The sequence below is a fragment of the Brevibacillus sp. RS1.1 genome (genome assembly GCF_013284365.1).
Taxonomy (GTDB): domain Bacteria; phylum Bacillota; class Bacilli; order Brevibacillales; family Brevibacillaceae; genus Brevibacillus; species Brevibacillus brevis_D.
Genome location: NZ_JABSVA010000002.1, coordinates 414,391 through 426,519, shown reverse-complemented (window position 1 = coordinate 426,519; position 12,129 = coordinate 414,391). Strand labels below are relative to the sequence as shown.

Here is a 12,129-nt window from a genome sequence, read left to right as displayed (position 1 = left end):
AAGTAGCTGTTTTTTATATATGGGGAGAGTTTGGGGGGAGAGGAATGGCGTCGCATTGGAATGTAGAAATCGTTGATCGCGTTGCTACGGTTACGATTAGCAACCCGCCTGCTAACGCACTCAGTCAAGCAGTGCTCGGTCAATTGAGTGAACTTTTGGACCAGTGGGAAAATAACGATGAAATCAAAGCGATCGTTTTGACTGGCGAAGGTCGGTTTTTCATTGCAGGAGCGGACATCAAAGAATTTACCCAACTGAATCGGGAAAATGCAGAAGAAATGGCGAAGAAGGGTCAAGCGTTGTTCAATCGCTTGGAAACGTTCCCGAAGCCAATCATTGCAGCAATTAACGGCGCTTGCCTTGGCGGAGGATTGGAGCTTGCATTGGCATGCCATATCCGCTTGGCAGCACCTGAAGCCAAGCTTGGGTTGCCAGAGCTGAATCTCGGACTCATTCCTGGCTACGGTGGTACGCAACGTCTACCACGTCTGGTTGGCCGTGGCAAAGCGACACAGATGATTCTCACTTCTGAGATGATCGGTGGCGAGGAAGCATTGCGTATCGGTCTTGTGGAAGCGGTTTATCCCGTAGAGCAATTGCTTGCAGAAGCACAAAAGCTGGCGGCTGTTTTCGCGAGTAAGAGCGCGATAACCCTGAAGCTTGCCCTAGCGTCCATCCATAACACAACGGAGCTTTCGTTATCACAAGGCTTGGAGCAGGAAGCAAAGCTCTTTGGCGATGCTTTCGCGACGGAGGACGTAAAAGAAGGCGTGACTGCATTTCTCGAAAAGCGCAAGCCGCAATTCGCAGATCGGTAGTTAAGCATATAGCTTCACAAGTATGAGGTACCACTAAGGAGGAGGCATCCTGATGAATATCGTGGTTGTGTTGAAACAGACGTTTGACACAGAAGAAAAAATCGTCATCCAAAACGGACAAATTTCCGAAGATGGCGTTGAATTCATCATTAATCCCTACGATGAGTACGCTGTGGAAGAGGCAATCAAGCTCAAGGAAGAGCACGGCGGCGAAGTAACCGTGATCAGCGTCGGCCCAGATCGTGCGGAAAGTGCCCTGCGCACTGCTTTGGCTATGGGCGCAGACAAGGCTGTTCTGGTGGATGACGAGTCTCTGTTCGGAGACGAATTCACAATCGCCAAAGTATTGGCTGCAGTAGCGAAAAAGGTTGGCTTCGATATCATCATTGGTGGACAAATGGCTGTAGACTCCGGAGCTGGCCAAGGCGGTCCTCGTCTGGCAGAAGAGCTGGGAATTAACCATGTATCGACTGCTGTGAAGCTAGAAGTGGACGGTACGAACGTACGCGTAGAGCGCGATGTAGAAGGGGACCTGGAAGTCGTGGAGACGAGCCTTCCTGTTTTGATTACGGCTCAGCAAGGACTCAACGAGCCGCGCTATCCTTCTCTCCCAGGTATCATGAAAGCGAAGAAAAAACCTTTGGATAGACTCGGCGCAGACGATTTGGGAATGACTGCGGATGAGGTAAAAGCAAAGACAGAAATCGTCGATCAGACATTGCCTCCGAAAAAGCAGGCGGGCCGCATTCTCTCTGGCGAATTGGCAGCTCAAACGTCGGAATTGGTGCAACTGTTGCGCAATGAAGCGAAAGTGATCTAAGCGAGAGGGAGAGGATATCCATGAAAAAAGTACTTGTATTGGCAGAAGTACGTGACGGACAACTTCGCAACGTGTCGCTGGAAGCATTGACTGCAGCACAAGCATTGGCTGAGGGCGGCGAAATTGTAGCAGGTGTATTCGGAGCAGATGCAGCAACGCATGCAGTGACATTGGGGCAGCATGGTGCGAGCACGGTGTATACGGCTGATCATACAGCGTTGGCACAATACACGCCAGATGCGTATGTGCAGGCACTTACGCAGTTGATTGAGCTGGCTTCTCCAGATGCAGTTATTTTGGGTCACACCGCGATCGGTCGTGACATCGCACCTCGCGTAGCAGCGAGACTCGGTTTTGGTCTGGTTTCGGACGTAACCGGTGTTGAAGCAGGCCCAGTATTTATTCGCCCGATCTATGCCGGAAAGGCGACGCAAACACGCAAATTCGTTGATGGAACAACATTTATTACGATTCGTCCAAACAACATTGCCATCGGTGCTGCTGACCCTTCGAAAACGGCAGTGGTGGTTCCAGTTGAATTGGAAATCAAGGATTTGCGCACCATCGTAAAAGAAGTTGTACGAAAAACAAGCGGCAAAGTAGACCTTTCCGAAGCGAAAGTCGTGATTTCCGGAGGACGTGGCGTGAAGAGTGCAGATGGCTTCCAGCCGTTATACGATCTGGCGGAAGTGCTCGGTGCAGCTGTTGGTGCATCTCGTGGAGCTTGCGACGCAGACTATTGCGACTACTCCATGCAGATCGGACAGACAGGTAAGGTCGTTACACCTGATTTGTATATCGCATGCGGAATTTCCGGAGCGATTCAGCACTTGGCAGGTATGTCCAGCTCGAAGGTCATCGTGGCTATCAATAAAGATCCGGAAGCGCCAATCTTCCAAGTGGCTGATTACGGTATCGTAGGTGACTTGTTCGAAGTGCTGCCATTGCTGACGGCTGAGTTCAAAAAAGTATTGGTATAACAGAAAGACGGTAACAAAGCGCTCCTTTTGGGGGCGCATTTTTTTGTATAATAGCCGATAAGGAGAGGTGATCGGGTTGAATGCGCATTTCGCATTGAGATGTTCGGTTCTCGGGATGATGCTACGCGCTTAGACAGATTGGAACGTCAAAATAAACATATCGATGCAGACCTTGACCTGCTGCATCGGAAAGTTAGTGACCACGAACGGGAGATTAACCGGCTCAAACAAGTCGGGCAATAAGGTGCGGTCAGACTGGACAGACTATAGCGAGAAGTGCAGGGCAAAGTGTGGAGCGGCGTAGTCAATTTGTTGTTTGAATGATATACTGATAACCGTTAGGAACCTTTATTTAGTAATTGAAATTCAAGGAGGTAACTTCTATGGCAATTGTAAATGCTACCGACCAAAACTTTTCCCAGGAAGTAGAGCAAGGCGGTACAGTCCTGGTTGACTTCTGGGCTCCATGGTGCGGCCCTTGCAAAATGATCGCTCCTGTACTGGAGCAAATCGACGGTGAAGTGGGCTCCCAGCTCAAAATCGTTAAAGTAAACGTGGATGACAACCCAGATTCTGCTGGTCGTTTTGGCGTGATGTCCATCCCAACCCTGATCGTATTCAAAGACGGTCAACCAGTTGACAAAGTGATCGGCTTCCAACCAAAAGAAGCGCTCATGGCAACTGTAGGCAAACATCTGTAAGAGCAATCCAACGACTGAAGCGGCATAGTTATGTGCCGCTTTTTTATTATGTTTGAATACTGAATTCTGAGCGATCGTTTGTCAAAAAATTAAGTTTACTTGAGCGAAAATAATTGCGTTTTTAGAGTACTTTGATTAAACTTCATATATTCAATTTATTTCGAAAATAAAGGGGGCTTTTCTAATGAAGGGATTTCATTTGATGCGCTCGCTGGCGGCGATCTCGCTAGGGGCGGTATTGATGGTCGGATGTTCGAGCGGAGGAAATACAAGTGCTCCTGCAGCAGGAGAAGGTGGCTCTGGACAAGCAGCTAGCGCCGACGGACAAGAGATACAAGCAAAAATCGGTGTCGTTGGTTTCCTTTCAGGATCTGGTGCAGCATATGGAGAAGCGCAAAAAGCAGGATTGGAGCTGGCGTTGGGCGAGCTGAATGAAGCGAACAAAGGAAAGCTCAAGATCGAACTGAAGTTTGAAGACTCCGCAGGAGAAAAAGAAGGCGCGATTAATGCGGTAAATAAACTGATTAATCAGGATAATGTCGTGGCGATCATCGGACCGACACTTTCCGGTGAAATGTTTGCAGCAGGACCAGTTGCAAACGAGGCGGAAACTCCGATTTTTGGTATCTCCAACACGTCAGAAGGAATCAATGATATCGGGGAGTATGTGTTCCGAAATTCTTTGCCTGAGTCCATTGCAATCCCGACAGCTATGAAAGCAGCCGTGGAGAAAAATGGCTTGAAAAAAGTAGCACTCATCCATGCATCCAACGATGACTTCTCCGTGAATGGTTACAAGGTCATGAAAGCAACCGCAGATAAGCTGGGCTTGGAGATTACTGGTGAAGCGACTTTTGCAAATGGCGATGTGGACTTCTCCGCGCAGTTGACCAAGCTGAAGCAAACAAACCCGGATGCTTTGCTTGTGTCCGCTTTGTACAAAGAAGGCTCCATGGTTGTGAAAAAAGCACGTGAGTTGGGCTTTACAGGGACCATTCTTGGTGGGAATGGCTTCAATAATCCGAAAGTTTTTGAAATTGCGGGTCCAGCAGCAGAGGGCTTGATCGTTGCCACTCCATTCAGCCCTGAAAAGAAGGATGATAAAGTACAAGCCTTCGTAAAAGCATTCGAAGCCAAATACAACAAAAAGCCTGACCAGTTCGCTGCCCAAGCATACGACTCACTGTACATCATGTCGCAGTCACTGCTTGCCGCAGGAAAAGCAGATCGCGAAGCGTTGCGCGGACAATTGGCTCAGCTGAAAGACTTCACAGGTGTATCCGGCAAACTGTCTTTTGACGAGAAACGCAATCCGATTGGTGATGCGGTGGTCGTTGTCGCAAAAGAAGGCAAATTTGTCCCGTTTGAATAGGATCGTGCCCGGGGTCGCTCCGGGCTTCTTTTTCTATCTGTTATCTCGCTGGATCAGAAAGTATCAGATGATATTTTCGCTTGCTGATCCAGCGAGAATAACCCAATCATCGTTGGATGGTAACCACTTAACAGTGAGGTGAGGCATTTGTTTTGGCAGCAATTAGTCAACGGTTTGACAGTTGGTAGCACTTATTCATTGATTGCATTGGGCTATACGCTCATTTTTGGTGTCTTGGGAATCATTAATATGGCACACGGCCAAATTTTTATTTTTGGATCACTGGTTGGCTTGGTGTTGATGACCAGCCTGAATATGCCTTTAGGGGTAGCGCTGATCGTAGCAATCGTCATATCTGCTATTTTGGGTCTCGTGCTTGAGTATATAGCGCTTCGCCCCCTTCGTAAAAAAAATGTACCCCATCTGGCATCCTTGATCAGTACGATCGGATTTGCCATTTTGATGGAGGAGGCCATGCACAAGTTTTTCGGTGCTGACTCCCGTGCGTTCCCGCAATCTTTTGGGGACACCACCTTTGACTTGGGGCTCGTTCAAATTCGCAGTGTCGATCTCGTTATTTTGGGGATTTCTGTGTTACTGATGTTCGTTCTGCATTTCTGGATTCAAAAAACGAAAATGGGAAAAGCCATTCGCGCGACGGCTGAAAATACGGATACAGCAAATATTTTGGGGATTAACACGAATATGGTCATTGTCGTGACCGTCATGCTTGCTTCGGCGCTGGGAGGCATCGCCGGCATATTGATCGGGATGGCGTACTCTGCTCTCATTCCGACGATGGGAATGACGCTTGGCTTCAAAGGTTTGGCGGTCTTGATTTTAGGCGGTGTGGGGAGCATTCCTGGAGCCATGGTGTGTGGCGTATTGCTCGGGATTATCGAGGTGTTTACCGTCGCATACGGAGATTCGTCGTATCGGGACGCGGTTGCTTTTGGCTTGATCATTCTCATTTTGCTCTTGAAGCCGGAAGGACTATTTGGACGCAAAGCGTAAGGGAGGTGCAGACATTGGACATTCTCAATCCATATAACTTACAGGTACTGACTTTTATCTTGTTAAACAGTATTTTGGCGATCAGTATTTACATTACGCTCTCGACGGGACAGCTTTCCTTGGGACATGCGGGCTTTATGAGCATTGGTGCTTTTACGGCGAGTATTTTGACGAAGCAAGCGGACATGCCGCTGTTTATTGCCATTATCATCGGAGGACTGGTGGCAGGGCTGATTGCACTGTTGATCGGTGCTCCGACATTGAAGCTCCACGGCCTGTATCTGGCAATTGCTACGCTTGGCTTTGGTGAAGTGATTCGCGTTATTTTTCTCAATATGGAGATGACAAATGGCGCTCTCGGATTGACCGGACTTCAATCGATTGGCAATTACTTGTACGATTTTGAAAAAGCAATGGGGGTAAAAGCACAGACCTTTGGCATTTCGGTCATGCAAATGAAGTCATTATCAACCTTTGTGTTTATGCTGCTCCTGTTTGCCTTCGTTCTTTTCCTGACGCTGCGTCTGAACCGTTCGCGTCTGGGGCGAGCTTTTGAAGCGATCAAAGCGGATGAAACGGCAGCACGAGCAATGGGATTGCAAGTCAACTATTATAAAATGCTTGCGTTTGTGATCGGTTCCATTTTGGCTGGTGTATGTGGAGGATTGTTCGCCCACATTACGACGACGATTACACCTGATGATTTTAACTATCATAAAGTAGTCGAAATCTTGTCCTATGCCGTTATTGGCGGCAGTGAAGTGGTTTGGGGGCCGCTATTCGGTGCCTTTGTTTTGACAGCACTGCCGGAGGTGCTGCGTGGTTTGGCCGAGTACAAAATGCTCATGTACGGTTTGATCATGGTCGGTGTAATGGCGTTCCGCCCGCATGGCTTGATTGGTGCCGACACGTTCCAAAAGCTGTTCAAGCGTCGTCGGGGCAAGTCATCCGACAAGGAAGCGAAGGGGGGAGTATAAGATGTTGCTGGAACTTGCGAACGTAGGAAAAAGCTTTGGCGGCATCACCGCTCTTCGTGACGTTTCTTTTACTGTCGGAGAGGGTGAGATTGTCGGCTTGATTGGTCCGAATGGTGCGGGGAAAACGACCATTTTCAATATGGCGACGGGCATATTCGAACCAACGACGGGAACCTTTACTTTTGCCGGACAGAAGCTAAATGGAATGGCGCCTAACAAAATTACCGAAATGGGGATTGCAAGGACGTTCCAAAATATTCGCTTATTCGGTCACATGAGTGCGTTGGACAACGTGAAGGTAGGATGTCATTCGCGCATGAAGGCAGGCTTCTGGGCTTCCCTTTTGAAAACACCGGGACAACGTGCGGAAGAAAAGGCGGTGACCAAAAAAGCCGAGGAGCTCCTCGAATTCGTAGGCTTGTCTGACATTGCTGACGTCCGCTCGGATACATTGGCGTACGGTCAACAACGGCGTCTGGAGATTGCACGGGCACTGGCTACGGAACCAAAACTCTTGCTATTGGACGAACCTGCTGCCGGGATGATCGAGACCGAGACGAAAGCACTCATGGAGCTGGTCAAAAAAATTCGCGATGACGGAACGACTGTCCTGTTGGTCGAGCACGATATGGGATTGGTCATGAATCTGTGTGAAAAGGTCGTATGCATCAACTTTGGGGTCAAAATTGCTGACGGCACACCGGCAGAGGTACAAAACAATCCAGATGTGATTGAAGCCTACCTCGGCAAGGAGGACGAATAAGATGCTGAACATACAAAACTTGACGACCTCCTACGGTCAAATCAAGGCGATTCGCGGGATAACACTGGAAGTTCCTGAGGGCAAAATCGTCTCGCTAATCGGGGCGAATGGAGCGGGTAAAACCACAACTATGCGTACGATCGCAGGTCAACTGAAGCCTGAAGCAGGGACGATTACGTTTTGTGGTCAACGCATAGAGGGTTCGAGACCCCATCAAATCGTAAAAGCTGGACTGGCGTTGGTTCCGGAAGGGCGTGCGATTCTCGGGAAGATGACTGTACTGGAAAACCTGGAGATGGGCGCATTCCAGCGCAACGATGCACAAGGCATCAAGGACGACATGGAGAAGATGATGACCTGGTTCCCCATCCTCAAGGAGCGTCTTTCCCAATTGGGAGGGACGATGTCTGGTGGTCAGCAGCAAATGCTAGCCATTGCCCGCGCATTGATGTCTCGACCGAAGCTGCTACTATTGGACGAGCCGTCGATGGGCTTGGCTCCCATTGTGGTGGCAGACATTTTCAAGGTGATCAAAGAAATCAATGCAGAAGGTACGACCGTCCTGATCGTGGAGCAAAATGTCAAGCAGGCCCTCAAAATCGCTGATTACGGGTATGTACTGGAGGCAGGGCAAATCGTATTGGACGGCACAGGAGTAGCGTTGTTAAACGACGAGCGTGTAAAAGAAGCGTATTTGGGCGGTCGCAAGCACTAGGTCTGCCTATAAAAACTGTCGCCATGGAATGAGGCGGCAGTTTTTTTCGTATGGATTCCATGGTACTATGAAGGATAGAACGTATATTCTCTTATGATGCGAAATGGGAAGGAAGCCGGATACGATGCCAACCAAATTGACGAGAGAGCAAATGGAGTATCTTGTTCATCAAGTACAACGCTATTTTAAAGAAGAACGGTCGGAGACACTCGGCAATTTGGAGACGGAAGAGTTGGTTGCCTTTTTTTCAAAAGAGCTCGGCCCTTTCTATTACAATCAAGGGGTGCAAGACAGCCGCAAGCTGCTGATGGAACGGATGAGTTCCTTAGAAGATGAACTGTATGTATTGGAAAAGCCAATCCACAAGAACAAATAGATGCTAGGCAGATATAGAGCAAAGAGGAGGGAGCAGCCATGAACAGCTCCTTAAAAGATAAACTGGCCGTCCTGCCAGATAAACCAGGCTGCTACCTGATGAAAAATGCGAACGGGGAAATCATTTACGTCGGAAAAGCCAAGGTGCTGAAAAACCGCGTCCGCTCGTATTTTACAGGCAGTCATAACGGGAAGACGCAGCTGTTGGTCAGTGAGATCGTGGACTTTGAGTACATTGTGGTATCCTCAGCGATTGAGGCGCTTATCCTCGAGTGTAACCTTATCAAGGAGCACGACCCGCGATACAATGTCATGCTTCGCGATGACAAGACGTATCCATACATCAAGATTACGAATGAGGCGCAGCCACGTCTGGAGATTACCCGTAAGGTATTAAAAGATAAAGCTAAGTATTTCGGGCCCTATCCGAATGCCGGAGATGCCTCCGAGGTGAAGAAGCTGCTGGATCGGCTCTATCCGTTGCGAAAATGTCGCAATATGCCCAAGCAGGTTTGTCTTTACTACCATTTGGGACAATGTCTTGCGCCCTGTGTGTACGAGGTATCGGCAGAGGAAAACCAGCGTTTGGTGGATCAAATCAGCCAGTTCCTCGATGGTGGCCATGAGGAAATGAAGCAAACCCTCACGGAAAAAATGCTGCAAGCCGCAGAAAACATGGAGTTCGAACGAGCCAAGGAATATCGTGATCAGATCAAGAGCATCGAAGCCGTAATGGAGAAGCAGAAGATCACGTTCACCGATACGATAGACCGCGACATTATCGGGTTTGCTGTGGAAAAAGGCTGGATGTGCATCCAGGTGTTTTATATGCGAAAAGGGAAGATGATCGAGCGTCAGACGACCTCCTTTCCATACTATGGAAGCGAAACCGAGGACTTCATGTCTTATGTGAGCCAGTTCTACTACGACAAGCAAAATGCGCTGCCAAAAGAAATACTGCTCCCGCAAGAGAGTGAACCAGAGCTTTTGAGTGAGTGGTTGGGCATCAAAGTCCATGCTCCGAAAAGAGGCAAAAAACATGAGCTCGTGAAGATGGCTACCGAGAACGCACGTATTGCTTTGCAGGAGAAGTTCGCGCTGATGTCCAAGGACGATGCTCGTACGGTCCAAGCAGTACACAATCTCGGTCACATTTTAGGGATTCCGGTTCCTCATCGAATTGAAGCGTTTGACAACTCCAACATTCAGGGAACAGAGCCAGTGTCTGCGATGATTGTGTTTACAGACGGTCGCCCTGACAAAAAGGAATACCGCAAATTCAAGATCAAAACCGTAGAGGGACCAGATGATTACGGCTCCATGCGCGAAGTCGTTCGCCGTCGTTACTCTCGTCTGCTGAAAGAAAACCAGCCAATGCCCGACCTGATTGTGATCGATGGTGGTAAAGGCCAAATCAGTGCAGCTATGGACGTGCTGGAAAACGAGCTAGGTCTCTATATTCCTGTCTGTGGTCTGGCGAAGGATGAGAAGCACCGCACTGCTCAGCTCATGTACGGAGATCCGCCAGAGCCTGTAAATCTTAGACGTGATAGCTATGAGTTTTATTTGTTGCAGCGTATCCAGGATGAAGTCCACCGTTTTGTTATTACGTTCCACAGACAATCCCGGACAAAAACGATGCTTTCCTCGCAGTTGGATGAGATCCCGGGTATTGGTGAAAAGCGGCGCAAGCTGTTGTTCTCTCATTTTGGCTCGTTGAAAAAAATGCGCGAGGCGACCGTTGAAGACTTCCGCCAATTGGGAATCGGCGACAAGCTGGCAAAAGAAATCATCGGGCATCTGCGTAAGCTGGACACATAGCCAGTGTGACTTTTGGAACAACCTTTAAAAAGGAATTGATCCATTTTTAGACTCATGATATAATCCGATTCAAACAGAATAGTTAGCCTCACTTCCATTATGGAGTGAGGTAGAGGCGCGAAAACCAAGAGTACCACCCTGAGATCGGGTATCTGTGAAGGGTCGGGAAAGGGGAATTCGCCGAAGTGTGGGGGGAAACCCGCTTTTCTCCATGCTGGGTCTGCGTTGAACAAATGCAGGACTGTCATCTGCACAATGACCAATTGTCAGATGGAGAGCTATCTCACGGTGTGTCAATGTGAGTTTTGATGGTGATAACTGTCAATCTTCGTTGTCCGCGTGTATTGGGAGGGAGGAACCGGTATGTCGAAACAGTAGGCAGCGGCAGGTCTTATTCCTTGTCGGTGCCTTTTTTGTAAAATAAAAATGCAAGACTTTTCCTTATAGAGAGAATAGTGAAAAACCATACGATACGAGATAAATACCAATATTGGATATGAGAAAAAGGGAGAGAAGCCGCATGGGGTTGATCGTGCAGAAATACGGAGGCACCTCTGTAGGTACCATTGAGCGAATTTTACGAGTTGCGGATCGAATTATCAGCTATAAAGAGGAAGGGCATGATGTGGTAGTTGTTGTTTCTGCAATGGGGAAATCTACTGACGTGTTGGTAGACATGGCCAAGCAGATTAGCGCATACCCATCTGAGCGTGAAATGGATATGCTGCTGACCACGGGGGAGCAGGTATCGATCGCGCTTTTGTCGATGGCCTTGCATACAAAAGGCTACGATGCCATTTCTCTTACGGGCTGGCAAGCTGGAATCACCACAGAGGCGATTCACGGAAGAGCACGGATCAAGCAGATTGATCCAGAACGGATTCAATCCGAGCTCAGTCGTGGTCGTGTGGTGATCGTGGCAGGATTCCAAGGGATCAGTGACGAAGGGGAAATTACGACGCTCGGCCGCGGTGGATCGGATACATCTGCGGTTACACTCGCAGCCAGTTTGAACGCTGAGAAATGCGAAATCTTTACGGACGTGTCCGGGGTGTATACAGCTGATCCGCGAATGGTTCCAGCTGCGAGCAAGCTGGATACGATCTCGTATGATGAGATGCTGGAGCTGGCGAACCTCGGTGCAGGGGTTCTTCATCCTAGGTCAGTTGAGGCTGCGAAAAAATACAAGGTAAGGCTGGTCGTCCGCTCTAGCTTTACTGCCGAAGATGGTACGTACGTTGAGGAGGTTGCCAACATGGAAACAGGAAGAGTAGTAAGTGGAGTTGCACACGATGAAGATGTAGCCAAAATCACGGTTGTCGGCATGCCTGCCAAGGTCGGGACGCTCTCCCGTCTGTTCAATACGCTGGCGGACAATCAGGTGAATGTCGATATTATTATCCAAAGCTCTTATGATGCTACTGTTACAAATATTTCCTTTACAGTTGCAGCGGATGATCTGAAAAAAGCACTGGATACGCTGGACAGAAACAAAGACGAGCTTGGCTTTGAAAAAGTCGATTTCGAGGAAAGCTTGACCAAAGTATCCATTGTCGGCTCTGGAATGATCAACAATCCAGGGGTAGCTGCCGAAATGTTCCGCGTTCTGGCAGAAAAAGAAATTTCTATTAAAATGGTATCAACTTCTGATATCAAGGTTTCTTGCGTCATTCCAGCAGCTTTGACAGAGCTGGCTGTTCGCAGTCTTCATTCGGCCTATGGTCTGGATGTTGAAGAAACCGCGGTTGTGCACGGAGTATAAAAAGATAAGAT

The 12,129-nt window shown here is 48.6% G+C and carries 12 protein-coding genes and 1 riboswitch; all 12 genes read left to right on the top strand.

The features are described from left to right. The first annotated feature begins 44 nt into the window (after positions 1-44). Positions 45-818, top strand: a complete 774-nt coding sequence (locus tag HP570_RS07560) for an enoyl-CoA hydratase (RefSeq protein ID WP_012685391.1) — start codon at positions 45-47, stop codon at positions 816-818. A gap of 52 nt (positions 819-870) precedes the next feature. Continuing rightward, complete coding sequence (locus HP570_RS07555; protein WP_016739010.1) at positions 871-1,638, top strand: electron transfer flavoprotein subunit beta/FixA family protein; 768 nt, start codon at positions 871-873, stop codon at positions 1,636-1,638. 20 nt (positions 1,639-1,658) lie between these two features. Then, positions 1,659-2,618: an electron transfer flavoprotein subunit alpha/FixB family protein gene (locus HP570_RS07550; RefSeq protein WP_173625339.1), complete on the top strand. Its 960-nt coding sequence runs from the start codon at positions 1,659-1,661 to the stop codon at positions 2,616-2,618. 383 nt (positions 2,619-3,001) lie between these two features. Then, positions 3,002-3,319, top strand: coding sequence for a thioredoxin (trxA, locus tag HP570_RS07545; protein WP_007722428.1), 318 nt, complete (start codon positions 3,002-3,004; stop codon positions 3,317-3,319). A 184-nt stretch (positions 3,320-3,503) separates the two neighbouring features. Then, on the top strand, positions 3,504-4,691 hold the full coding sequence (locus tag HP570_RS07540; protein ID WP_173625338.1) for an ABC transporter substrate-binding protein: 1,188 nt from the start codon (positions 3,504-3,506) through the stop codon (positions 4,689-4,691). 147 nt (positions 4,692-4,838) lie between these two features. After that, complete coding sequence (locus tag HP570_RS07535; protein ID WP_012685396.1) at positions 4,839-5,705, top strand: branched-chain amino acid ABC transporter permease; 867 nt, start codon at positions 4,839-4,841, stop codon at positions 5,703-5,705. Positions 5,706-5,710: 5 nt separating this feature from the next. Continuing rightward, on the top strand, positions 5,711-6,682 hold the full coding sequence (locus tag HP570_RS07530; protein WP_064200947.1) for a branched-chain amino acid ABC transporter permease: 972 nt from the start codon (positions 5,711-5,713) through the stop codon (positions 6,680-6,682). Between the two features lies 1 nt (position 6,683). Next, a complete protein-coding gene (locus HP570_RS07525) occupies positions 6,684-7,445 on the top strand; it encodes an ABC transporter ATP-binding protein (RefSeq protein ID WP_173625337.1) in 762 nt (253 codons plus the stop codon). Position 7,446: 1 nt separating this feature from the next. Then, on the top strand, positions 7,447-8,160 hold the full coding sequence (locus tag HP570_RS07520; RefSeq protein WP_142495571.1) for an ABC transporter ATP-binding protein: 714 nt from the start codon (positions 7,447-7,449) through the stop codon (positions 8,158-8,160). 124 nt (positions 8,161-8,284) lie between these two features. Continuing rightward, entirely contained in the window at positions 8,285-8,536 is a 252-nt protein-coding gene (locus tag HP570_RS07515; protein WP_173625336.1) for a DUF2164 domain-containing protein, read from the top strand. 38 nt (positions 8,537-8,574) lie between these two features. Further along, positions 8,575-10,356, top strand: coding sequence for an excinuclease ABC subunit UvrC (gene uvrC / locus HP570_RS07510; RefSeq protein ID WP_173625335.1), 1,782 nt, complete (start codon positions 8,575-8,577; stop codon positions 10,354-10,356). 102 nt (positions 10,357-10,458) lie between these two features. Next, positions 10,459-10,645: riboswitch (Lysine riboswitch) on the top strand. Between the two features lie 231 nt (positions 10,646-10,876). Continuing rightward, a complete protein-coding gene (locus HP570_RS07505) occupies positions 10,877-12,118 on the top strand; it encodes an aspartate kinase (RefSeq protein WP_173625334.1) in 1,242 nt (413 codons plus the stop codon). Positions 12,119-12,129 lie beyond the last annotated feature (11 nt).

What these genes read in the sequence shown, in the direction of transcription:
- HP570_RS07550 (WP_173625339.1), top strand. Translation starts at nt 1,659, where the DNA reads ATGAAAAAAGTACTTGTATTGGCAGAAGTACGTGACGGACAACTTCGC.
- uvrC (WP_173625335.1), top strand. Translation starts at nt 8,575, where the DNA reads ATGAACAGCTCCTTAAAAGATAAACTGGCCGTCCTGCCAGATAAACCA.
- HP570_RS07520 (WP_142495571.1), top strand. Translation starts at nt 7,447, where the DNA reads ATGCTGAACATACAAAACTTGACGACCTCCTACGGTCAAATCAAGGCG.
- HP570_RS07560 (WP_012685391.1), top strand. Translation starts at nt 45, where the DNA reads ATGGCGTCGCATTGGAATGTAGAAATCGTTGATCGCGTTGCTACGGTT.
- HP570_RS07540 (WP_173625338.1), top strand. Translation starts at nt 3,504, where the DNA reads ATGAAGGGATTTCATTTGATGCGCTCGCTGGCGGCGATCTCGCTAGGG.
- HP570_RS07525 (WP_173625337.1), top strand. Translation starts at nt 6,684, where the DNA reads ATGTTGCTGGAACTTGCGAACGTAGGAAAAAGCTTTGGCGGCATCACC.
- HP570_RS07555 (WP_016739010.1), top strand. Translation starts at nt 871, where the DNA reads ATGAATATCGTGGTTGTGTTGAAACAGACGTTTGACACAGAAGAAAAA.
- trxA (WP_007722428.1), top strand. Translation starts at nt 3,002, where the DNA reads ATGGCAATTGTAAATGCTACCGACCAAAACTTTTCCCAGGAAGTAGAG.
- HP570_RS07505 (WP_173625334.1), top strand. Translation starts at nt 10,877, where the DNA reads ATGGGGTTGATCGTGCAGAAATACGGAGGCACCTCTGTAGGTACCATT.
- HP570_RS07515 (WP_173625336.1), top strand. Translation starts at nt 8,285, where the DNA reads ATGCCAACCAAATTGACGAGAGAGCAAATGGAGTATCTTGTTCATCAA.